22 protein-coding genes, 1 rRNA gene and 1 pseudogene are annotated in these 23,587 nt (G+C 38.2%); 16 read left to right on the forward strand and 8 right to left on the reverse strand.

Annotated elements, in window-relative coordinates:
• Positions 1 to 815, forward strand: an 815-nt coding sequence (locus ACLIBG_RS14300) for a reverse transcriptase domain-containing protein (RefSeq protein ID WP_439312903.1), incomplete at its 5' end; no start/stop codon positions are given.
• Between the two features lie 521 nt (positions 816 to 1,336).
• A complete protein-coding gene (locus tag ACLIBG_RS14305) occupies positions 1,337 to 2,932 on the forward strand; it encodes a BCCT family transporter (RefSeq protein WP_439313442.1) in 1,596 nt (531 codons plus the stop codon).
• Between the two features lie 76 nt (positions 2,933 to 3,008).
• Here the strand turns inward: ACLIBG_RS14305 and ACLIBG_RS14310 are convergent, their stop codons facing one another.
• Together ACLIBG_RS14310 and ACLIBG_RS14315 are read right to left on the reverse strand one after the other, a co-directional pair.
• Positions 3,009 to 3,452, reverse strand: coding sequence for a universal stress protein (locus ACLIBG_RS14310; protein ID WP_439313461.1), 444 nt, complete (start codon positions 3,450 to 3,452; stop codon positions 3,009 to 3,011).
• A 94-nt stretch (positions 3,453 to 3,546) separates the two neighbouring features.
• On the reverse strand, positions 3,547 to 4,206 hold the full coding sequence (locus tag ACLIBG_RS14315; protein ID WP_439313443.1) for a hypothetical protein: 660 nt from the start codon (positions 4,204 to 4,206) through the stop codon (positions 3,547 to 3,549).
• Positions 4,207 to 4,604: 398 nt separating this feature from the next.
• Between ACLIBG_RS14315 and ACLIBG_RS14320 the strand changes: the two are divergent.
• From ACLIBG_RS14320 to ACLIBG_RS14330, 3 genes and pseudogenes are all read left to right on the forward strand, one after another.
• Positions 4,605 to 5,159: pseudogene (locus ACLIBG_RS14320) on the forward strand (RNA-guided endonuclease InsQ/TnpB family protein); the annotation flags it as partial.
• 238 nt (positions 5,160 to 5,397) lie between these two features.
• Positions 5,398 to 5,631 carry a hypothetical protein gene (locus ACLIBG_RS14325; protein WP_439313444.1) on the forward strand — a complete coding sequence of 78 codons (234 nt, stop codon included), beginning with the start codon at positions 5,398 to 5,400 and terminating at the stop codon, positions 5,629 to 5,631.
• Complete coding sequence (locus ACLIBG_RS14330) at positions 5,618 to 6,193, forward strand: DUF6036 family nucleotidyltransferase (RefSeq protein WP_439313445.1); 576 nt, start codon at positions 5,618 to 5,620, stop codon at positions 6,191 to 6,193. Before ACLIBG_RS14325 ends, ACLIBG_RS14330 begins: the two co-directional genes overlap by 14 nt.
• 416 nt (positions 6,194 to 6,609) lie before the next feature.
• Here ACLIBG_RS14330 and ACLIBG_RS14335 read toward each other — a convergent pair whose 3' ends face one another.
• Entirely contained in the window at positions 6,610 to 6,915 is a 306-nt protein-coding gene (locus ACLIBG_RS14335) for a winged helix-turn-helix transcriptional regulator (protein WP_439313446.1), read from the reverse strand.
• Positions 6,916 to 7,080: 165 nt separating this feature from the next.
• On the opposite strand from ACLIBG_RS14335, the gene ACLIBG_RS14340 reads away from it, so the two are divergent.
• Entirely contained in the window at positions 7,081 to 7,938 is an 858-nt protein-coding gene (locus ACLIBG_RS14340; protein WP_439313447.1) for a VOC family protein, read from the forward strand.
• An 87-nt stretch (positions 7,939 to 8,025) separates the two neighbouring features.
• Positions 8,026 to 8,583 (forward strand): NADPH-dependent FMN reductase, encoded by a 558-nt coding sequence (locus ACLIBG_RS14345; protein WP_439313448.1) that lies wholly within the window; start codon positions 8,026 to 8,028, stop codon positions 8,581 to 8,583.
• Positions 8,584 to 8,758: 175 nt separating this feature from the next.
• On the opposite strand, the gene ACLIBG_RS14350 is transcribed toward ACLIBG_RS14345, so the two are convergent.
• From ACLIBG_RS14350 to ACLIBG_RS14360, 3 genes are all read right to left on the reverse strand, one after another.
• The gene (locus ACLIBG_RS14350; RefSeq protein ID WP_439313449.1) at positions 8,759 to 9,367 is read right to left on the reverse strand and encodes a response regulator; all 609 of its coding nucleotides are present in this window, start codon (positions 9,365 to 9,367) and stop codon (positions 8,759 to 8,761) included.
• A 4-nt stretch (positions 9,368 to 9,371) separates the two neighbouring features.
• Positions 9,372 to 10,502, reverse strand: coding sequence for a sensor histidine kinase (locus ACLIBG_RS14355; protein WP_439313450.1), 1,131 nt, complete (start codon positions 10,500 to 10,502; stop codon positions 9,372 to 9,374).
• A 246-nt stretch (positions 10,503 to 10,748) separates the two neighbouring features.
• Positions 10,749 to 11,813: a fatty acid desaturase gene (locus ACLIBG_RS14360; protein WP_439313451.1), complete on the reverse strand. Its 1,065-nt coding sequence runs from the start codon at positions 11,811 to 11,813 to the stop codon at positions 10,749 to 10,751.
• A gap of 333 nt (positions 11,814 to 12,146) precedes the next feature.
• On the opposite strand from ACLIBG_RS14360, the gene ACLIBG_RS14365 reads away from it, so the two are divergent.
• The 6 genes from ACLIBG_RS14365 (at position 12,147) to ACLIBG_RS14390 (ending at position 19,134) form a co-directional block, all read left to right on the forward strand.
• Positions 12,147 to 13,610, forward strand: a complete 1,464-nt coding sequence (locus ACLIBG_RS14365) for a protein adenylyltransferase SelO (protein ID WP_439313452.1) — start codon at positions 12,147 to 12,149, stop codon at positions 13,608 to 13,610.
• 166 nt (positions 13,611 to 13,776) lie between these two features.
• Entirely contained in the window at positions 13,777 to 14,655 is an 879-nt protein-coding gene (locus ACLIBG_RS14370; RefSeq protein ID WP_439313453.1) for an ROK family protein, read from the forward strand.
• A gap of 576 nt (positions 14,656 to 15,231) precedes the next feature.
• Positions 15,232 to 15,807, forward strand: a complete 576-nt coding sequence (ectA, locus tag ACLIBG_RS14375; protein ID WP_439313454.1) for a diaminobutyrate acetyltransferase — start codon at positions 15,232 to 15,234, stop codon at positions 15,805 to 15,807.
• A 55-nt stretch (positions 15,808 to 15,862) separates the two neighbouring features.
• The gene (gene ectB / locus ACLIBG_RS14380) at positions 15,863 to 17,110 is read left to right on the forward strand and encodes a diaminobutyrate--2-oxoglutarate transaminase (protein ID WP_439313462.1); all 1,248 of its coding nucleotides are present in this window, start codon (positions 15,863 to 15,865) and stop codon (positions 17,108 to 17,110) included.
• A 133-nt stretch (positions 17,111 to 17,243) separates the two neighbouring features.
• Positions 17,244 to 17,960 (forward strand): N-acetylmuramoyl-L-alanine amidase CwlD, encoded by a 717-nt coding sequence (cwlD, locus tag ACLIBG_RS14385; protein WP_439313455.1) that lies wholly within the window; start codon positions 17,244 to 17,246, stop codon positions 17,958 to 17,960.
• A 118-nt stretch (positions 17,961 to 18,078) separates the two neighbouring features.
• Positions 18,079 to 19,134 carry a P-loop NTPase gene (locus ACLIBG_RS14390; RefSeq protein WP_439313456.1) on the forward strand — a complete coding sequence of 352 codons (1,056 nt, stop codon included), beginning with the start codon at positions 18,079 to 18,081 and terminating at the stop codon, positions 19,132 to 19,134.
• A gap of 81 nt (positions 19,135 to 19,215) precedes the next feature.
• Here the strand turns inward: ACLIBG_RS14390 and gerD are convergent, their stop codons facing one another.
• A complete protein-coding gene (gerD, locus tag ACLIBG_RS14395; RefSeq protein WP_439313457.1) occupies positions 19,216 to 19,836 on the reverse strand; it encodes a spore germination lipoprotein GerD in 621 nt (206 codons plus the stop codon).
• A gap of 238 nt (positions 19,837 to 20,074) precedes the next feature.
• On the opposite strand from gerD, the gene ACLIBG_RS14400 reads away from it, so the two are divergent.
• Positions 20,075 to 20,737 carry a KinB-signaling pathway activation protein gene (locus tag ACLIBG_RS14400; RefSeq protein ID WP_439313458.1) on the forward strand — a complete coding sequence of 221 codons (663 nt, stop codon included), beginning with the start codon at positions 20,075 to 20,077 and terminating at the stop codon, positions 20,735 to 20,737.
• 124 nt (positions 20,738 to 20,861) lie between these two features.
• Here ACLIBG_RS14400 and pdaB read toward each other — a convergent pair whose 3' ends face one another.
• Complete coding sequence (pdaB, locus tag ACLIBG_RS14405) at positions 20,862 to 21,620, reverse strand: polysaccharide deacetylase family sporulation protein PdaB (RefSeq protein ID WP_439313459.1); 759 nt, start codon at positions 21,618 to 21,620, stop codon at positions 20,862 to 20,864.
• A gap of 565 nt (positions 21,621 to 22,185) precedes the next feature.
• On the opposite strand from pdaB, the gene ACLIBG_RS14410 reads away from it, so the two are divergent.
• Together ACLIBG_RS14410 and ACLIBG_RS14415 are read left to right on the forward strand one after the other, a co-directional pair.
• A complete protein-coding gene (locus tag ACLIBG_RS14410) occupies positions 22,186 to 22,404 on the forward strand; it encodes a hypothetical protein (RefSeq protein WP_439313460.1) in 219 nt (72 codons plus the stop codon).
• An 832-nt stretch (positions 22,405 to 23,236) separates the two neighbouring features.
• Positions 23,237 to 23,587, forward strand: a 16S ribosomal RNA gene (locus ACLIBG_RS14415); the annotation flags it as partial.

Consider the following 23,587-nt stretch of genomic DNA (forward strand, 5'->3'; position numbering starts at 1 on the left):
TAATATCAAGAACGATAACCGATGGTGATGTCATATCGCTTATCCGAAAGTACTTAGTGAGTGGTGTGCAAATCAATGACGAATATAAAGAAACGGTGATTGGAACTCCGCAAGGAGGAAATCTTTCTCCACTACTTAGTAATATCATGTTGAATGAACTTGATAAAGAATTGGAGAGTCGTGGATTGCGATTTGTAAGATATGCAGATGACTGCATTATCATGGTTAAAAGTGAAATGGCAGCTAGACGTGTAATGAGATCAGTGACGAATTACATTGAAGAAAAACTTGGTCTAATAGTGAACACGACCAAATCAAAAGTAACTAAACCTAACAACCCGAACATGAAATTCTTAGGGTTTGGATTCTTTAGGGACTATCAGAACCGTCTATACAAAGCAAAGCCACACCGTAAATCAGTCGCTAACTTTAAGTATAAATTAAAACAACTCACACGAAAGAATTGGAGTGTTGATACGAAGTATCAAGTGGAAAGAATTAACCAACTAATTCGCGGCTGGGTAAACTACTTTAAAGTCGGTCACATGAAGAGCTTACTAATGAAAATTGATTCACACACAAGGGTACGAGTAAGAATGTGCATTTGGCAGAAATGGAAAACAGCCAAAAATCGTCGGAAGAATTTAATCAAATTAGGTATGGATAAATATAATGCATACAAAAATAGCCACACGAGCAAAGGGGCAATAAGAATCGCATATTCCTGGATTCTTACAACCACCATTACAAACGCGAGGCTATCAAGATTTGGATTAATATCTTGTATTGAACATTATAACAAAGTACATGTATAGAATAAAATTAAACCGCCGTATACGGATCCGTACGTACGGTGGTGTGAGAGGACGGGGGCTAACTACTCCCTCCTACTCGATTCTGGCATTAATTCAAAGAAATAATTTTGTGTGGTTTGGATAATGATATGTCCTAATCGCTTCGATACGTATGCGATATCAATATTTTGAGCAAATAAGAATGATACGTGTGAATCACGTAAACCATGAAAAATTGTTTTGTCAGCATTTAAACTCTCCAATATATCCGCTAACCGTTCAGTTTGTTTAAATCCTGCAAAATTAATAAAACTTCCATTTCCCCCCACCGGAATTTGACGAACAAGCTCATATATTCTTTCTTAATTGAAACATATAAAGACAAGGAAGGTTAAAAGATTAATCAAAATAAAAAATATGTTATACTGTGACACATAGTAATACCTAGTTCGGGAAATTCTACAAAAAACGATGTAAAAATACTATTCCTGTGTAAAATATAGACATCATTGGGGGTTTTATTTATCAGATCAAAAACAGTTATGCCGATCTTTTGGATATCGATCGTACTCGTTAGTTTATTCATTATATGGGGAGCGTTCTTCCCATCAAACGTTGGCTACATATTAGGTGTTATTAATGAATTTATCTCTAATTCATTTGGTTGGTTCTACTTATTAGTAACAACAGGTTTTGTAGTACTTGCTTTATTTTTAATTTTTGGGCCTTATGGAAATATAACACTTGGTGACCCTGATGAGAAGCCGGAATATAATTATTTTACATGGTTCGCTTTTTTATTTACTGCAGGTATGGGTGTAGGATTAGTGTTTTATGGTGTAACGGAACCGTTGACACACTATTATAGTCCATCATCAGCGACACCAGAGACACCGCTGGCGAAAGAAGAGTCGTTAGTATACACCATGTTCCATTGGGGCTTTCATCCTTGGGCGACGTATGCAATAGTCGCACTTGCTCTTGCATACTTTAAATTTCGACATAAAGCACCAGCTTTAATTAGTTCTGCATTTACACCGCTTATTGGTGATCGTGCGAAAGGCGGATGGGGGACTGCAATTGATACATTAGCAGTTTTTGCAACTGTTTTCGGTATTGCTACATCGTTAGGTCTTGGTTCAAAGCAAATTACGTCAGGATTGAGTTTTACTTTTGAAGGTTTCCCCGATACGATGGTGACAAATCTTCTTGTGATACTTGTCGTAACAATACTTTTCTTGCTTTCAGCAACAACAGGAGTAGACAGAGGAATACGGTATTTAAGTATGTTTAACGTCTTTCTAGCAGTAGCATTAATGCTATTTGTATTTGTATTAGGCTCTACTTCTTATATTATGGAGTCATTTACCACGACCATCGGAAGTTATATACAAAACCTTCCACAATTAACCTTAGGTATGAATGCATTTGTTGGAGATAGAGAATTTTTGAATAGCTGGACGTTATTTTATTGGGCATGGTGGATTGGTTGGTCACCATTTGTAGGTACATTTATAGCGCGAGTTTCCAGAGGACGAACAATTCGTGAATTCGTAATTGGTGTTACTGTTGTACCGGTTGTGTTTAGTGCATTTTGGTTTGCTGTGTTTGGTACGTCTGGTTTTCAAGTGGATGAAGCAGGAAATGGTGCACTTTACAAATTAATGAATGAATTAGGACAAGAAGCAGCATTGTTCGGTTTTTTAGAGTCAATGCCAATGGCTTCAATCGTAATAGGAATTGCGGTTATCTTAATAACTTCATTCTTTGTTACCTCAGCAGATTCTGGTACGTTCGTGTTATCGATGTTGACGACAGGTGGGAAGTTAAATCCTAGCACACGTGTGAAAGTAGTTTGGGGAGTGATTCTATCGGCAATTGCTTCTGTTCTTTTATGGTCTGGAGGACTTAAGGCGCTTGAAATGGCGATGTTGATCGCAGCGTTTCCATTTGCTATATTAATGGTGTTTATGAGTTGGTCACTTATGAAGGCACTGAAAAGTGAACTTGATATTTTAAAAATGGAGAGTATGCAACGTCAACATAATGAACAGTTTCGTAAAAATCAGCTTAAGTTGCTTCAAATCAAACGTAAAGAAATGGAAGAGTCATTACCTGAACCAGAAGAAGAACAATAAATATTTAGTTTCATATATAGCATCATTAAAGAGCGAGAGCATCGATAGGGCAGATACACTATCAGTGCTCTCGCTTTTATAATGCGGATTCTTTCATAACTAGAACTGGGCGATCAGCTTCTTTAATCACTCTATTACTTACGCTTCCGAGGAATGTACCACTAATATTTCCTAATCCGCGACTTCCAACAATGATCATACTAACATCATGATCAGATGCATATTCACAAATTATTTTGCCTGGACTCTGATTCGTATCTGGAGCGATCACTTTTGTAATAACATCTGCGTCAGGAAATTCCTTCTTAATTTCGTTTAATTTTTGTTCAGTGTTCTCTGCTAATTCCTTTGTAATATTGTCCATCAATATTTTATTTGTAGCCGGCCCCGTATGTTCTACAATTGAAATGATATGCACTTCTATATTAGGAAAGGAAGAAGTCATATTTTTAACTTCTTGAATCGCTTTATCACTCAATGCAGACCCATCGTATGCTATTAAGATTTTTTTATATATGATGAAACCCTCCTATAAATTCTTATACATGTTGTGAATACCACTTTCTAAAAATTTGGTATAGGAATTAATTACTAATTGGAACTCTTTTATAAGCTCATTGCTCGTTTACGTTTAATACATGTGTCCATTTGTCAGTGTTCATAATTTCTTCGACGGGCACTTCCATGTGATTTCCTAAATAACAAGTTCTACCTTCCGTTGCGACAACCATCGCTTGAATAATTGGGTTAGAATCATTTTTTTGGTATACATGCCCAATTTTTGGTGCGGCAATGTCATGATTTGTCTGTAACTGCGCTTGTGTCTCCGCTTCTTCTGGTATCGTTTGATCTTGTCTATCAATAATATTGGCCCCTTCAAGTCGTCCTTCTTCCATTACCCAATATTCATGGTGTTTAATACCATTAGACTTATTGCTGATTACTCCATTTGGCTCTATTTGAGAAACGAGTTCGATAGCATGTAAGTGATGGTCGTCTAAAGAGTCTGGCTTAGGATTAATAACGAGGATATAATGACCGACTTTAGCGCGGACATCTTTATTAAGGGTAAAACGTTTGTCATAAAAAATAAAACTATCTAAATTTTTTGGTTTGTAATAAGTAATTTCTTTCGCCATCACAATTCTTTGATCATAGTCCTTTAATCTAACTAAGTGAACAGACTTTTTAAAGAATGGTTGAATGGCATATACTTTATGCAATTCATTTTTATAATAAACGAATTGCCCTTTACGAACGTTAATCAACTTCATGAATATTTCCTCCTTACATGATTATTATCTATAGCCTTATTGTAAAACGAATACAACTGAACCACAAAGGATTTCATTTACATATCTAGTTGGAGCGTATCTCATTTTAAGTAAAGATGCTTAGATTATATTTTAGATAAAGTCGTCAAAAATGATATGTTGCTTACTCTATTTGCCATATTACCGAGTTTTCCTCTATCTTATATCACTTAAATATTATGACGCATATTTTTAAATATATTGGTGGTTATTTTCTAAATTATTTAAAACAACGAAAAGAGAGTCTGTAGTAGCTGCTGCTAACATTTTCGTTGGCCAAAAAAAGTCATCACTTGTTGTCAGACGTTATCTTCCGAATATGACTGTATTGGAAGTATTTACAGTGATGACTTTCTATTTATTTAGCCGTTGCCTCGATTGGCACAACATCGCTTTTTTTCAAAGGAAATGAAACGGCATTCATCCGAAGAAAATTTGCTTCTCACAGGAGAAACTTGGGACAAAACAAAAAGTTGTCTGCCATCAAAAAATCAAAAGACAAAGAATCGCGCTGGATGAAAGATGTTAACCACAAAACCAGTCGTCAGATCATTCAATTCGCTCAGGCGAACGGTGTTCGTTTGATTCGAATGGAAGATTTGACCGGCATTCGACACACGGTGAAATCCAGAAAAGAAGCAGGGCGAAATTTGCATGCATGGGCGCATGGTCAATTGCAACGGTACATTCAATACAAAGCGGAAATGGCTGGCATCGAAGTAGAGTATGTCATCCCTGCATACACATCGCAAACATGCAAGTGTGGCGCTCAAACAAGAAAAAACCGAACAGGAATAAAGTTCCATTGTAAATCGTGCGGCTATATAAATCATGCTGATTTGAACGCGGCAATCAACATTGCAAAAGCCGTATCCGGTCTTTCTAAAAAGAAAACGAAAAAGAAAACATCTTAAACGCATCTTAAACCTCGTGTTGTGGTAACAGCAGCACAGCCTGTTAGGTACATACACGCCATTGGTGTGTAGAACGAAGCAGGATGGGGTGATGACACACCCCTGAACTTGAGGCTCGTTTAAAACAGAAATGGACTGCGAACGAAAAAGCACTCAAGAATCCCGTTGCTTTAGCTGCGGGAGTGTCAAGGATTAAACATGTTATAATACAAGTAATAGTACTGTACGGGGTGATTAAATGGAAAGGTTAAATATAAACCAATTAAATAAATGGATTGACAGCCAGAAATCAGATGTCGAACGAACAATCATTCGAAACAGAAAAGATGAAAAAATTGTTCGAATGCGAGAAAGAGACAAAGACGAGCAAATCATTTTAGATAAGCTTTGTATAAAGCGCTGGAAAGAAGCGGAGAAAGAAGGGAAAATAAAATATATCACAGATCGGAAGTGGTACTATGATTTCGATTGAAGAAGCCAGGATTCAGCTAGCAAAACTTAAGGGAAAGCCAAAATTTGAAAAAATGGTACAAACTACAGCAATTCTAACAGGTTTGGTTGAATACGAAAATCTAAGACCGATTATTGTTGGAGGATTAGCTGTAGAAATATACACACGAAGTGAATATACTACTTTGGATATAGACATTATTTTTAGCCAACGCCATATTGCTGATAGATATTTGAAATTGCTTGGGTTTGTTCTGGAAGGCAAACACTGGTATCATGAAGAATTAATGGTCAGTGTTGAAATATCGAATGATGTGCTTGAGGATGCGGACGATGATAGAGTTATTGAGTTAATACTACAGGATAATCTTTATGTATATGTAATTGGAATAGAGGATATTATTCTAGGTCGGTTACGCGCTTGTATTCACTGGAAGTCTTCATCTGATTGTGAATGGGGGAAAAGGTTATTTTTAATGCATGCTCAACGTTTGGATTTTGATTACTTAAAACATACGTCCCAAAAAGATAATACTATTGTAAAACTGAAAGAATGGCTGAAGGAAATTGGGAATAGAAACTGACACAATGTTGCTATTAGGGTGCATCTAATAAACTTGCGATATAATAGAAAAAACTATTGTGAGAGAAATGGATCTCCTGTGTTCATGAGTTTTGTACTTTTGCTTTGAAAAATTAGGCCCAATGTTGCACTGTTTTTTATTTTTCTCAATTGATTTTTTAGAGCTTTAATGTTCCACTGCTGTTGCCAATTTTCTTTGCTTTCCCATGTATAACATTTCACGATACTCAAAGCTACGCCGCCTTGAATATCTTTGCGCTTTTTATCCTCGTTTTTGAACACGCACTTATAAGTAACACTAAATATCTTTAGGATACAAATCATGAATGTTTCTACTATATCAATGTGAATTGACCGCTAAAGAGTTATAATGGGATCAGCTCACCTTCCCCACAGTATCCTAGAAAAGTAAATAAATCAGTCCACCCAATTTTGTGACCACTTTTCTATATCCTTCATAATTGGTTCTAGTGCCCTACCTTTTTCCGTTAAGGAGTATTCAATTCGTACGGGGGTCTCTGGAAAAACCTCACGTCTTACAATTCCTTCTTGCTCTAAATCTTTCAATCTTTCCGAAAGCATTCTCCCGCTTATGCCGATTGATTCTTCAATTGTACAAAAACGCTGCGATCCTACTAATAGTTGATAAATAATCATACCAGTCCATCTTTGGCTTAACAATCCCATTGCTTTTTCGAATCTTGGACAAATCGATTTATCCAATACAATCATCTCCCTACTTATTATTATAGACATATTTATAAATAAGTAAATTACTTTACACAAATCATTTACTTGACTTAATTAAATTACTAATGTATACTTACTTACGTAAAGTAACTTAGTTTTAAATAATTATTCATTAAGATAAATAAAGAGGTGACCAATATGAATTTTCATAAGCAGCCTACTACATTTGTTGATCAAGTAAATATAAAGGTACAAGACATAGGGCGGTCATTACAGTTCTATCGGGATGTAATTGGTTTTGAAGTGTTAGAGAGAAGTGATTATAAAGCTAAATTGACTACGGATGGAAAGAACGTTTTATTATCTATTGAACAACCAAATAATGTCGTACCTAAAAAAAGAAGAACGACTGGGTTATATCACTTTGCATTGCTTCTTCCCAAGCGTTCTGATTTAGCAAATACAGTGCGACATTTTGTGAAGATTGGCTTACAGTTTGGTTCCGCCGACCATCTTGTTAGTGAAGCTCTTTACTTATCCGACCCAGATGGGAATGGAATTGAAATCTATATAGACCGAGATCCGTCTGAATGGAGCTGGAATAATAATGAAGTTGATATGACAACAGATCCCTTGGATTTCAGTAATCTTCTTGCGGAGAGGCAACAAGAAGTATGGGGTGGCCTACCAGCAGATACTGTCATGGGACATATTCATTTACAAGTATCTGAACTTGAAAAAGCTGAGGAATTTTATATCAAAGGTCTTGGTTTTGAAGTAGTCAATCGTTACGGAACACAAGCCCTGTTCATTTCGCATAATAATTATCATCATCATATTGCCTTAAACACATGGGCAGGGATTGGGGTTCCAACACCCCCGTTAAACAGTGTTGGTCTTAAGTCATTTTCTATTATTTTACCTGACGAAAAAACAAGAAACAATGTTGTTTCTAAGTTAAAGAATATTGGAGCAACAGTCACAGAAGATGAGGGTACTTTTATTACTTATGATCCTTCAGGGAATTGTATAAACTTGGATATTAATTCTTTGTGAAATTGTATTAAATAAATGGTATAGGTGGTTAATAAAGTGGGATTTTTAAACAAGCTTTTTGGTAGATCAAATGAGGAGGAAAAAACAATGACAAACAAAACATTAAAAATAGGAATTATTCAGGGGAGTGTTCGTGAAGGACGCAATGGGGATGGAGTAGCGAAGTGGATGCTTGATTTTGCTGAAAAACGAAATGATGCACAATATGAATTGGTAGATCTTGCGAACTATAATCTTCCACTTTTAGGTTCAGCGAATACACAACCAGATGCAGAAGAGCAAATAAAAGCTTGGTCAGAAAAAATGGCATCTTTTGATGGTTATATTTTTATAACGCCAGAATATAATCATTCAATTGGTGGTGCGTTAAAAAATGCACTTGATTACTTGAACCCTGAGTTAAACAATAAGGCGGCAGGATTTGTTGGTTATGGTAGTTTAGGTGGGACACGTGCTCACGAAAATTTACGACTTATCTTAGGTGAGCTACAAGTTGCTGACGTACGAACAGCAGTTACATTTTCACTTATGACTGACTTTGAAAATATGAGCGTATTTAAACCTGCGGATTATCATGAAGACAATGCAAACACCATGCTCAATCAAGTTCTATTATGGAGCGGTGCGCTAAAAACAGTACGATAAACATATATGAGTTTGTTTAATTATGAGGTGCAAAAAAAGATACTTAAAGGTGTCGTTTTTTGCATCTATTGTAGTTTCCTATTCAAAACGGTGAAAAGTTGTAATTTGTATTAGTGACTTAATTATTATTTTAATTGTACAAGGGCTAAATTTTTCCAAGCGTGGAAGCGCAATTTTACTTAAACCAGCCCCTTTCATTGAAAAGGGAAATAGCTTCAATTCGGTTGCTCACCTGTAGTTTTTCTAAAATGAGCGACATATAATTGCGAACGGTCCCTGGCGATAAATAGAGCTCGTCTGCAACCTCTTTTGTAGTTTTGCCTTTTGATACAAGACCTAATACTTCACTTTCTCTTTTCGTTAAAGGATTTTCAAATAAATCATCACTGTATATCATATCCACAAGCTCAGGTGCATAAATGCGCCGATTATCCTTAATGGAGCGGATCGCGCTTGCCAAATCTTCAATAGGACTGTCTTTTAATAAATAACCGCGAACACCTGCTTTTCGGGCCCGCTCAAAATAACCGGGACGGGCAAATGTAGTTAATATAATTACCTTGCAAGGATCTTCTTTCAACTCTTCAGCAGCGTCCAACCCGTTCTTTAAGGGCATTTCAATGTCCATAATACAAATATCCGGTGAATGTTCCCTTACTAAGGAAATAGCTTCTTCTCCGTTCTCAGCCATTCCAACTACTTCAAAATCATCTTCCATACTTAAAAGAGAACCAAGTGCGCCAAGCAGCATTCCCTGATCCTCGGCTATAACAATGCTGATCATTCGTTTATTCACCTCGGTTTATTTGTTTGATAACTGCTGGGACAGTAATGGTTAAGGATGTTCCCATGTTTGCATCAATCTCCAAATGACCATTTACAAATTCAAGTCTTTCCTTAATTCCATCAATTCCATTTCCGGGCAGACCGCCACCACCTTGGGGAATACCGATCCCATCATCTTTTACTTTAATGATAAATGCATTCGTGCTTTGTTTAAAGAAAATATGACAAGCATTTCCATAACTATGTTTCACAACATTTGTTACAGCTTCTTTCATACACATACATAGAATGTTTTCAATAAGAGGCGAGATTGGATCGAAGTTCGGTTCTCCATGGATCGTCAGTTCCATTTCCGCGGCTTTTAAAATTTGTTGCACACGTACGACTTCTTTTTCCAGCTTTTTAGAACGCATATTAGATACGAGCTCACGTACTTCGTTCAACGCGGTACTTGCCGTTGTGCGGATATCAGACAACTCTTTATCAGCCCGCTCGGGGTCTTGTGTCATTAATTTGGCAACGAGATCACTTTTTAATCCGATTAGTGATAACTTTTGCCCAAGCGTATCATGGAGATCGCGGGCAATTCGCTGTCTTTCTTCAAAAATGACTAACTCAGAAATGCGTTCATTAGCGACTTCTAATTGCCCTTCCAGATTTTCCTGCTTATTTCGGTTATATAAATGAAAAGGTAATAAAACCGTACCGATTAAACAAAGCAATATAAAATGCAGTTGAGGTAATAGAAGGTCAATTTCTATAAAAAAACCTGCAAGAACAGCGCCTAATGTTGTGGCGATATGTAATCCATACATAATAAAAAAGCCAGTTGTACTTTTAATATTTCCAATGAAAAAGGCGGTAAACAATGCAAAATATACAAAACCGAATAATAATGTCATGGCAATATTAATGATCATTTCGAAACTAAGCCACATATAGACGAGACCGCTTTTCGATTTGAAGGAAAATCGATAAGAAAGAAAAAACAGGAATAACAAAGAAATCCCGATTAAAATTTCGAGTGGGGAGGAGGATTTAAAAATAAAAAAGAATGGCAATAAGCAAAAAGCAATCCACGTATAAATGCTGAGCCAAGGGTTCTTTGGAAAAATACTATACCATCTATGCACGTTACATCTCCTTCCCTGATTACAAAGATAAGAATGTATATAATTTTCCGCATATCTGTCTAGCTCCAGCGCCCAGCCCCTCGAGGTCTTAAGCAATAACTCTTCGTGGCAAAACCGCCACTACGATTTCTTGCTTAAGCTTGTCGGGGCTTACCAGGGCGCTTGCGGTTTTCTTACTTCTATTATATCAACTTTTTCTTCATTAAAACAGCCATCCCTTTGAGAGATGGCTGAAGCTGTCTGTATCTATTTACTTTGTATACTTGCGCGGGTTGTAGGCTTCAAGACCGATTGCTTTGATTCGGAAGCGGCTAGTCGTGTGCGCCTTTTTAATTCCCCGAATGTAATAAATGATTTACTTTCCGGATCGTATAGGCGGTAACGAACGGAATCCAAACTCGTTTTAATCGTGATGGTTGTTGCATATTGAAGAGGAGGTGTTGTTTCATGTGCCTCTTCCAAATTATAATTTGGTACTCTTGGTGCTAAATGATGAACGTGATGGTAACCGATATTACCAGTTAACCATTGTAGGATTCGCGGCAATTGGTAATAAGAACTTCCATCTACGGCCGCTTTTACATAATTCCATTCGGACTCTTCCTCGAAATAGGAGTCCTCAAATGTATGCTGTATATAAAACAGCCATATCCCTAATGCTCCTGCCATATACAATGAAATACCGTGAACGAGCAAGAATGCTTTCCATCCTAAAAAGATAATGATTACACCACATAAGGCAACGAGGAGAAAATTAGAAAGATACGTGTTATTACGCTCTTTTTTCTTTGCGTCTTTTCGGTTAAATCGATTGGAAATAAGTATTAAAAAGAATGGTCCAAGTCCAAACATAACGAGTGGATTGCGGTATAAGCGATATGCTAGACGTTGCCATTTGGAAGAATTGGTATATTCCTCAACTGTCATCACCCAAATGTCGCCAACTCCTCTTTTATCCAAGTTAGAGCTTGATGCATGATGGATCGCATGCTCCCTTTTCCATTTCTTATATGGAAATGATGTTAAAACGCCAGTAATCGTACCAAGAATATCATTTTTCTTTTTACTATTATAGAAAGAACCGTGTGTACAGTCATGAAAAATAATAAACGTTCTTACTAAGAGGCCCGACGCAACTATAGCCAGTCCAATAGAAAGCCAAATGGAAACGGATAAACTAAGGTATGCCAATGTCCAAACGAGAAGCAATGGCGGGATTGTATTTAAAAGCTGCACCGTACTTTTTCTATTGTTTGCGTTTGCGTAAGGTTTTACACTTTTATGTAGTGTGACTGTCTTTTCTTTAGACATAAAATTTCCTCCTAGTTAATTTCTATCTTCATGATAAAGAAAAAGAGGCATGCAGGGTAGGCGCATATGTCATGAATTTTAAATGACAAATGTCATATCAATGGTAAAAAGTGGCGTTGTCATGAGGGAAGTGCCTATTTCCTGAAAGACAACCAATGCTCTCTTATTGAAAATAGATGGTCTGTTATCTAAAATAAAAAGAAAGAGAGACTGTTCGTTCATTATGATGGATAATTATGTGTTTCTTATTCTTTATTACTAGGTAAAATTAATTCTGAAGAAAAAGAATTGTACGAAGGTATGATGTATATCCTATATAAAAAAGGTGATTTCATGATAAATGATCAAGAAATAGGTTGGAACCTTGAAAATAGCTATGCACAGCTTCCCGAGCTATTTTTCACACAGTTAAAACCGACAACTGTGCAAGCTCCGAAGTTAATTGTATTCAATGCGGAATTGGCAGCGACACTTGGTTTTCATGACGAGATGCTTCAAAAGGAAGAAGGGGTAGCCTTGTTGGCCGGAAATGAGCTACCGCCAAATTCCGAATCGCTTGCACAAACGTATGCAGGACATCAATTTGGCAATTTCACTCGGTTAGGTGATGGGCGTGCCATTTTGCTGGGGGAGCAGATAACACCTCGAGGTGAACGGGTGGATATTCAGTTGAAAGGTGCCGGAAGAACACCTTATTCCCGTGGTGGAGATGGGCGTGCCGCGCTTGGACCAATGCTGCGGGAGTATATAATAAGCGAAGCGATGCACGCGCTTCATATTCCAACGACACGGAGTTTGGCCGTCGTGACAACGGGTGAAACAATCCTTCGGGAAAAAGAGTTGGCTAGTGCGATATTGACACGCACAGCTGCAAGTCATTTACGGGTTGGCACGTTTCAATATGCTGCGGCTTGGGGCACAAAAGAGGAACTTCAAGCGTTAGCTGACTATGCTATCGAACGGCATTATCCGGAAGCTGCAAAATCTGATAACCCATACAAGCAGTTGTTGAAGGAAGTAATCGAGCACCAGGCGTCACTTATCGCTAAGTGGCAACTGATAGGCTTTATACATGGGGTAATGAATACTGATAATATGACGATTAGTGGGGAAACAATTGATTACGGGCCTTGTGCGTTTATGGGTACGTATGATTCAAGTACTGTTTTTAGTTCGATTGATCAAATGGGACGTTACAAATATGAGAATCAGCCGGCAATTGGCGGGTGGAATTTGGCACGATTCGCTGAAACGCTTTTGCCTTTACTGCATCATGAGGGGGAGCAGGCGGTTAAAATCGCGCAGGATCTCATTGCAACCTACGATGAACGGTTTTATTTCTACTGGTTGGCTGGCATGCGTTCCAAGTTGGGGCTAACAAATGAAGAATCCGACGATGCAAAAATTGTCACAGACTTGCTTGATTTAATGCAAACACATGAAGCAGATTTTACAAATACGTTTCTCGCGCTAACACACGATAAATGGGAAGATTGCAAACTCCACAATTCTCAAGAATTTAAACAATGGCATGACCGCTGGTTGAAAAGAAAAAGCAGGCAGGAAGTGTCGGAAAATGAAATTAAGCAAGTAATGAAAAATAGCAACCCCGCTGTAATACCACGGAACCACCGTGTAGAAGAAGCGTTGGAAGCGGCTGTTGAGGCAGGAGATTACCGAGTGATGAAACAATTCATGGATGTATTATCCAGTCCTTATGACCATACGCCGGACAAAGTTCCCTATCAAACGGTCCCTGATAACAATACCCCTTACCGGACGTTTTGTGGCACGTAAATTGAACATGTTGATGAAAAAGCAGGCACCATCCGACAAATGGATGCAGTTGTCTGCTTTTTCAAGTGTTAGTTGGGTTACTAACAAAGGATATTTCACGTATTTGTCGAATATAGATTATGATTTAAAAGACAAGGTCAACTGTGTTTTAAGGGAGGGTGAATCGTTGAAAATAGCTGTGGCAGATATTGGGGGTACGTCCGTTAAATTTGGGATTGCCGATGAATGTGGAAAGTTTGATCACAAAATTGAATATGCTTCCGAAAGCGGTAAAGGCGGTACGTTTATTTTCGATCAATTAATTGAAAAAATAGAACAATACGGACAGATAGATGCAATTGGAATAAGCATGCCCGGCCTGATCGATCGCAAAAATGGATGCGTCGCTCAGGAGTCACCAAACATCCCAGGATCTTCAGGTCTGCAGGTGAAAAAGAAGTTGGAAGATTATTTTCACGTCCCCGTTAAAGTTGAAAATGATGTTAACGCGGCAGTCCTTGGAGAAAAACATTTTGGGAAGGGCAAGCAAATAGCTGATTTTATTTATTTAACTTATGGTACAGGGATTGGTGGCTCGATTGTAGTTGATTCAAATATCTATTACGGAAAGGACGGATTTGCTGCAGAATTTGGGCATATGATCACGCATCCTTTTGGAAAGCTGTGCAAATGTGGGTTACAAGGGTGCTATGAAACATACGCCTCAACAACTGCACTTGTAGAGCAAGCAAGCAGAATGAATCCCGACCTAGTAAACGGAAAAAAAATTATGGCGAAATACTACGAAGGAAATAAACAAATTCAACAACTAATTGAACGCTGGGTTACAGAAATAGCAATCGGGCTCATTTCAATCGTACATATATTTAATCCTGCAGCGATTATTATCGGCGGGGGCATTATGGAGCAAGAAGCACTTATCCATCTAATTGCATCACAAGTAAAAACAAATATATTGGAGAATTTTCATCCGATCGAAATCGTTAATGCATCGTTAGGTAATACTGCTGGCATGCTCGGGGCACTTTCGCTTCATTTACACTAAACACCTGCCTCTGAAATATCGAAGCAGGTGTTTTCTTCTGCGTTTTTCGTTTACCCTTTAACAACCTCTTAATAGGAATCATGAACTTCTGTATACTCTCTTTTCCCTTCCAAGGACAGGTTCGTTATTATAACTTCTTCAATTGCTGTATGTAATCAATTGTACGATTGAATTTCTATCTTAAACATAAAAGGGAGGCAGAATAAATAAAAAAGGCGTTTAGGAAAAATAAGAAAAAGGAATAGTTCTATAATGAGAGAAGCTAAATCGTTTCATGGAATCAGCAAAGTGCTATAAAATAGCAGCGTACAATTTTGTTTTTTGCTAAAAAACTAATATTAAGGATCAATGTTAGCAAAAGGCTTGGTGTTGAGCCGGTTTGCGAACTGCGGAAAAGTTACAAAATACTGAAAAGCTTAAAAATTGGTCTATATCCGATCATATAATAGCTATTTGTAGTCGCAGTTAATTAAACAAATGAGATCGTCGCTCATTAAAGTAAATCCTCGTATATACTATTTTATACGCTTTGACTGAATTTCGTAATCTCGTTAAGCTATATGTTGTAGATAAAAATTGAACACAAAATTCATTGGGAGGCGAACAGTTATTTCAACTGGAATTAAAGAAAGAACAGAGACGAAGAAAATGCAATTGTTTTTTAGAAAACCGGATAAGGAAGATGGAGCTGGAGTATGGGAACTGATTAAGGAAACAGGAGTACTTGATCTTAATTCGTCATACAGCTACGTGATGTGGTGTGAAATATTTTCTGAAACGTCAATTGTTGTAGAGGACAAGAACGGCAATACAGTAGGATTTGTTTCAGGGTTTATACACCCAGATACTCCAGATACACTGTTTATTTGGCAGGTTGCAGTAGATGAATCTGCTCGAGGACAGGGACTTGCGACAAGAATGTTGTTTAAATTGCTAAAGCGCGGACAAGAAAATAATATCCGTTATGTAGAAGCAACTGTCGCTCCGTCAAACGTTCCTTCAAAACGTCTTTTTCAAGGATTAGCTCAAAAAATGGATACAAAATGTCTAATTACGGATTATTTTTCATCGGAACATTTTCCAGAAGAAGGTCAGGAAGAAGACCACGAAGATGAATTGAAATTCAAAATTGGACCAATTGATAATATATAATTATGATACTAAAGGGTGAGGTTCATTGACAACCACAACATTAGGCACACAACAGATGCAGACATTTGAAGAGCTTGAATCTGTAGTTAGAAGCTATAGTCGTGGATGGCCAGCCGTTTTTAAACAATCCAAAGGGTATAAGCTCTGGGATATAGATGGAAAAGAGTATATTGACTTTTTTGGTGGTGCAGGCGCGTTGAATTATGGACATAATAACGATGCCATGCAGGAAAAGGTCATTGAATATATACGACAGGATGGCATCATCCACAGTCTTGATATGGGTACACCTCCAAGAAAGGAATTTCTGGAGCAATTTAATGAAGTTATTTTAAAACCACGTAACATGGATTATAAAGTCATGTTTCCAGGACCAACCGGAACGAATGCGGTTGAGAGTGCGTTAAAAATTGCAAGAAAAGTAACCGGCCGCAATACGGTTATTAGTTTTACAAATGGGTTTCACGGAATGACGCTCGGCTCGTTAGCTATTACAGGAAATAGTTCTAAACGTGAAGGGGCTGGCGTACCACTCGCTAATAGCGTATTTATGCCTTTTGACAACTATGTGGAAGGGCAAGATTCTATCGCATACTTGGAAGCCTATATTAAAGGCCAAAGCAGTGGTGTTGACCTGCCGGCTGCAATTATACTGGAAACAGTTCAAGGTGAAGGTGGAATTAATGCGGCAAGCATGGATTGGATCAAGCAAGTTGACCAGCTATGCAAGCGTTGGGATATACTTCTAATTATTGATGATATTCAAGCTGGTTGTGGTCGAACTGGAACGTTCTTTAGTTTTGAACCTGCTGGCATTGATCCCGATGTCATTTGTCTTTCAAAATCAATTGGTGGTTTCGGGCTACCAATGGCGATTACGTTAATCAAACCGGAATACGACCAATTTTCACCGGGTGAGCATAATGGTACGTTCCGGGGTAATAATCTTGCCTTCTTAGGTGCAACAGAAGCATTGAATTATTGGAAAGATGATGCTTTCAGTAAAGAGATCAAGCGTAAAGCGGAAATATTAAGCTCTTCCATTGATAACATCATCGAAAAGCACCCAGGATTGGAAGGTACAAAGCGTGGACGCGGATTTATGCAAGGAATAGCGACAGGAAAACCGGAATTAGCCGGTGAAATTGCAGCCCAAGCGTTTGCAAATGGACTGATCATCGAGACGTCCGGCGCAAGCGATGAAGTGGTCAAATTTCTTGCACCGCTCATTATCGACGAAGAAGGACTAAGAAAAGGTCTGGAAATTCTTGACCAAAGTATAAAAGAAGTACTTGCTAAGTAAAAATAATAAATGAGTACAAAAAGAGAAACATGAGCAAAGTGTTTCTCTTTTTTTTATGCATTATTATGAGTCATAAACCTTCTCCTTGTCCCATAAACTAGAGAAAACAAGATCATAAGGGGCGAGGGGTTTGATGCATAAAGGGAAATTATTGCTTTGGATTATCGGTTGTTTGTTGTTAGCGTTTTTAATTCAATTTCCGATAAATAAAATAGATACGACATGGAATGCGTGGACATTGCCTTTGGCAGGAAAGACAATTGTCATTGATCCCGGGCATGGCGGTCCAGATGGTGGGGCGGTTGGAAAAGACGAGACACAGGAAAAGGATATTGCACTTTCCGTTGCAAAAAAAACGAAGGACTATTTGCAGCAAGCTGGTGCTCTTGTCTATTTAACACGTGAGCAGGATGAGGATCTTGCCAGTCAAGATACAAAAGGGTTGGCGCGGAGGAAGTCAGAGGATATTCGGAATCGGCTGAAATTCATTCATGATAAACGAGCCGACTTTTTTATTTCCATTCATTTAAATGCGCTCTCATCGACTCGCTGGTACGGTGCGCAAACTTTTTATTACTCTAAATATGATAAAAGTGCACACTTGGCCAAAATGATACAAGCGGAAATTACCCGTAATCTGGAGAATACGACGCGTTCCGCTTTACCGATTAATGGCATGTATTTGTTAAAGCACGCTGAAGTTCCCGGAGCACTGGTCGAACTCGGTTTTTTATCGAATGAAGGAGAAAGAGAGCTTCTGAAACAGGAAGAATACCAGGAACAAATGGCAGGTAGTATATATAACGGAATACTGCGGTATAGTACAGAGGAGCCGGAAGAAAATAAGTAAGGTACGAGCCACCCATAAAGAAAAAACTGCAGCACGGTTGATTCAAATCACTTAGATTTTTTTCGAAGTATGTTATACTAGCGTTGATGTATAAAGCTAAAAAGGACGGTGGCTCATTTTGTTGACGAAGGAAGAAGTTACAAACCTTTTGAATCCTGTTAAGGATCCATTTTTACATAGAACTTTTGAAGAAACTGGTGGAATTGTAGAAATAAACATTAGAGAAGAAAAGAAACATGTAAGTGTCAAACTGGCCATTGGTAAACCGAACACAGCGGAGCAGATGGAATTGCAACAAGAGCTTGTCGGTGTTTTAAAAAGAAATGGCGCGAGTACAGTAGGTCTGCGTTTTGAAGAGTTACCGGAGGAAGTAATTAAAAAGTTCCAACCAGCGTCGGAGGAAGATGACTCCGTTCTAGGTGGAACAAAGACACAACCTAATTTTATTGCGATCGCAAGTGGAAAAGGTGGCGTAGGAAAGTCGACTGTTACAGTTAACCTAGCACTCGCTTTACGTCGACTCGGCAAGAAAGTCGGGATTATTGATGCGGATATTTATGGCTTTAGTGTGCCGGATATGATGGGTGTGGAAGAGCGCCCACAAGTAAGAGGTGAAACAATCATACCGGTGGAGCGTTTCGGTGTGAAATTGATTTCAATGGGCTTTTTCGTGGAAGATAATTCGCCCATTATTTGGCGTGGACCAATGCTAGGGAAAATGCTCTCTAACTTTTTTAAAGAAGTGGAGTGGGGGGATCTCGATTACCTTTTATTGGACTTGCCACCGGGAACAGGCGATATTGCCATGGATGTACATGATTTATTACCGACATGCAATGAAATAATCGTCACAACACCACATCCGACAGCTGCATTTGTAGCAGCGCGTGCAGGACAGATGGCATTAAAAACAGATCATAACATCTTAGGCATTGTTGAAAACATGTCCTACTTTGAAAGTGAAAAGACTGGGGAGAAAGAATACGTCTTCGGTAAAGGTGGCGGCGATAAGCTTGCTGAAGTCCTTGATTCAAAAGTGCTCGGCCGTCTATCCTTGCAACAACCGTATGAAGAAGAGGATATTTTTGCACCTGCCATATACCAGGAGGATCATCCGAACGGAAAAGAATATCATAAGATAGCTGCAAAAGTTATTGCAAAAATAGAAGAGTAAAAGAGGTGGCATTGCTGAATGCCACCTCTTTCAATTTTTCTGTTGAAGCGGCCGGGCGAGTATGGTGGGTGGGTTGAATTGTTATCCGCTTTCCTCACCTCCACTTTCTCCACCGCCGCCTTGTTCTCCGGAACCTCCTTTTTCCTTTTCCTGTCCTTGTTTCTCCGCAGCTTTTAATAAAATCTCTTTGATTTTCTCTTGAAATAACGGCGTTTCCAATGTTTGTTGAATCGTTTCTTCCAAATGCGCACGGAATTGTTGGCTTTTAATTAAGCCTAGAATTTGATCAGAGATTTCCGGGTTTTTCAGTATTTCGATCATTTGCTTCTGGTATTCGGCGTCGTTCATTAAACTTTTCATTAGCTTTTTTTGTTCATCTTCCATTGATTTTGCATAATCCTTTACAAAGGAAGGGTCTTTAAATAAATTTTTCCACATATCCGCTCCTTTGTCGGATACAAGGACATTATTGATGGAATCCTGGACAAGATCAGATTCAATGACGAGTTGTTTTTTTAACTTTTCATCGGAAAGGATTTCAATAAGGGCCTTTTTCCCATCCTCCGTTTGTAATATATCGACGACCATCTTTTTTGTCGCTTCATAATCTGCTTCTTTACCAGAGGAATTATCCTCATTGCAGGAAGAAATAAAAATTAATGATGAACAGATAATAAATAGCAACATTGATTTCCGTAGCATAAGGCTTTCCTCCTCCTTATAGTTAATATGAGTCAAGCCAGAAAATTATATGCACGTTTGAAAGGAAAAAAGCACCCGTTCATGTTAAAATAGCAACTGGATAGAGGGAAATGAATTGGTTCGTTTAACATTCGATCGTTTAATTCATTTTCAAGAAAGCGCACAGGCTGGTTTCATGCATACCATCATGATCGCTTACTCCTCTTTATTATGGTTAGGCAGCAGGAGGCAATGGAAATTGAAAAGTCGTGACGTAGTACAAATGTTTACAAATACATTGATTATTGGCGGGTTGGTCGGTCTAATTACAAGCTTTTTTGTTAAAACGAGTGATTTTACAAATGTATTAAGCCCGTTTGATTTCAAAGAATTATTAGGAGTTATTATCTTTTTTATCGGTTTGGGGCTTGTTTTTAGTGTTGTCAGCCAAACGGGGTTTTTTGCGTATTTATTCATTCATCGGTTTGGTTTAAGTTTATTCCGTTCTTTTTGGACACCCGTTCAGATATTGATAATTGCCTTCGTCGTTTTTGATTTAGTGTACTTTCCTTATAAAGCTACAGATGGGGAAGTTTCTATATGGTGGTTTATTTTAATGTCCTTAAGTATTCTTGGCTATGGCTTGCTCGTTGCTCGCTTTAAAGCAAAAGAAACGAATCAACGCGCGTTTGTACCGGCATTATTCTTAATGGTTGTAATGACATCAGTTGAGTGGGTCCCCGGCCTGAACACAGCTGGGACAGACTATGCGTGGCTCATGATTACCCCATTGCTGGCCTGTAACACATACCAGTTAATGGCGCTGCATCGACTTGCTAAAAAAAATCCAACACTTGAACAGAATGAAAAAACACAGGAAAAAACCGGGAAGCAATCAACAGGAAACAATAATAAAAGATAGACAAACGTGAAATAGCCTCGGTTGATGGATAATAATGCCATCTCCCGAGGCTGTTTTAAAATTGGATGAACACTTCTTTGATCTACATTAAACGAGGCAATAATCGTGTGAAAATATCCATGTTTTACTCCACGAGTTCTGATTCAGCATGAGCTTGATTCATTAGTTCTGTAATCGTTATAAAAGTGAGTCCTTTTGTTTTTAATCCCGGTAAAATGGTATCCAACGCTTTTGCAGTTTGTTTGGCCGAGTCAGAAGCATGCATTAAAATAATATCCCCATTGGAAGCTTCCTCCATAACGTTATTAATAATAGTTGTCGATCCGGGGTTTTTCCAATCGTTTGAGTTAATGTTCCAATGAATGACTTTAAAGTCCAGTTGCTCGGCGAGTTCAATAATTTCCTTGTTAAAATGCCCGCTGGGGGTCCGTAACAGCTTTATATCTTTATAGCCAAGCTTGTCAAAAATTTCTACTGCATGCAATAAATCTTTTCGCACTTCGTTAATATCCTGATCTAAATAACTTTTGTACCGATATCCAAGCATGCCTAATTCATGCTTGTTTTCCACTATTTTTTCGACTATATCTGGGTGGCGCTCAGCCCATTCCCCACTAATGAAAAAAGTAGCTTGCACATCGTGCTTGTCCAATTGTTTTAAAATGTCAAATGCCCTTTCTTCACCCCAGCTAATATTAAAGGTAAGCCCAATATTTTCTTCATCGGCGTTTCCCTTTGAAAGTACCGCAGGCTCGTCTGTTGAAAAAACAGAAAAAGTCCCGTCTCGCTCAAACCAAATAAATAGCGCAGCAAATAGTGCGAACAAAGCGACAATAGACCATCGTTTCCATTTTGGAAATTTAAAAACATAAAAGTGTTGCATGTCATTCCTCCCTTCAGAGTCTATAGTAAATTTTCGGATTCATTTGCATGAAATAGACTCTAATACCTTCTGAATGATTCGACCTTCAACGTTAATTACTTATTACTCTTCCGTGTAATGATTAGAGTGATTTATTCATGTGTATGAGTTTTATCGTAAATTTATGAACAAGCTGTTCCAATTTAGAGAATTAATCCCTAGAAGGTAGGAGTAGGTAGTTGCGGCGGATGCTGTTAGCAGCACGCTGGACTTTTTTATACATTGCTAATGAACGGATAAAACAGCTGTAAATTTTGAAAATTTTTGTTCGAGACGAAACATTGACAGAATGTTGTGCGACGATTATTCAAAAACCTTCCGCAAAAATGATAAAAATTTGTTGAAATAGGGTATAGAAGCTTTGAAGCGAAATTAAATAATCAAATATGAACACAATTCGTTAGGCATTTTTTTTATCATGCAATCCTAGAGGTTGGAAATATTTTTTCGTATAAATATATTATTACAAGATGATGATAAGTGTAATGCCTTTATTGAATGAAAACAGAAAATCAGGGGTGAAGACATGTTAGGGTTATTAATTAATCATATGGAGCATCGAGAAATAGAATACTTAATTAAACGAGAACTTGATGAAATATTGCATGATTTAGAAGATCCGAGAATCGACCATCTGGTAAAAGAGGCAATGAAAGATCGCTACCAAACACTTTTTCAACTCTTTCGTAGAGTAGCGGAACCGAATGAATGTTTTAAATATATGATGAATGCAAACAAATTATAGTTGAGTGTATAGAAGTTTCTGAATAAATTCCGGCTAATTTTGCTACGATAAAGAGATTCGTGCGTATCGTCGCTCTAGAAAGTGGCGATTCGATTTTTGCGCGCGATGTAACATTGGGGTAGTATCCTAAAAATTGCGTTTCCTTGTTCCAGCGAAATCCTTTTACAGTGAACAAAATGAAGGAAACATTAGCTCCGACTCAAATGGCGAGGGTCCCATTCGGTGGAAATCCACTTCGGTGATTAGGGACCGTGCTATCTTTAACTTGTAGGGTTTTATCTCCTTTCTTGTTTTGGATATATACTTATAGACGGGATAATACAATCTGACTAGTAATTTGGATGGTGGATAATTTACAGCGATTACAACAATAAGTATAGAAGGAAAAGGCAAAATAATATATAAGCCTTGAAGTATCCTCAATACAATTAGTGTTGAGGTTTAGATGTAACGATGAGCCACTGAACTATAGTAGCATTCCATTTTCAATAAAGATGTTTTTGAAAAATGGTGTTGCTATTATTATTTTTTTATGCTATATTATTTTCTGTTGTCATTTATGAGGTACCAAATACAGATCCTCTTTTCTCAAAGAGAAAGTTGACATTTTTATATGAGCGTGTTAAATTATAACTCGTCTCAAAATTGTTGATGATGATAATTAAGTACAAATTGTTCCTTGAAAACTGAACAAAACAACTCGTATGTCAGAGTGAAAAACACCTCCGTGTTTTTCCTCTACAAGTCAGATCTTTCTATTAAGGAAGCTGACTATAAATGAAACAAGCTAAGATATAAAGGTGATTAACCGGTGTTAATCATCGCACAAACTTTTATGGAGAGTTTGATCTTGGCTCAGGACGAACGCTGGCGGCGTGCCTAATACATGCAAGTCGAGCGCGGGAAGCAGGCGGAATCCTTCGGGAGGAAGCCTGTGGAACGAGCGGCGGATGGGTGAGTAACACGTAGGCAACCTGCCTGCAAGACCGGGATAACTCGCGGAAACGCGAGCTAATACCGGATGATCCGAGTAATCTCCTGATTGCTCGGTAAAAGGCGGCATTAGCTGTCACTTGCAGATGGGCCTGCGGCGCATTAGCTAGTTGGTAGGATAACAGCCTACCAAGGCAACGATGCGTAGCCGACCTGAGAGGGTGATCGGCCACACTGGGACTGAGACACG

Origin of the sequence: Virgibacillus sp. W0181, assembly GCF_051846915.1 — a bacterium.
GTDB lineage: Bacteria > Bacillota > Bacilli > Bacillales > Amphibacillaceae > JBPYCR01.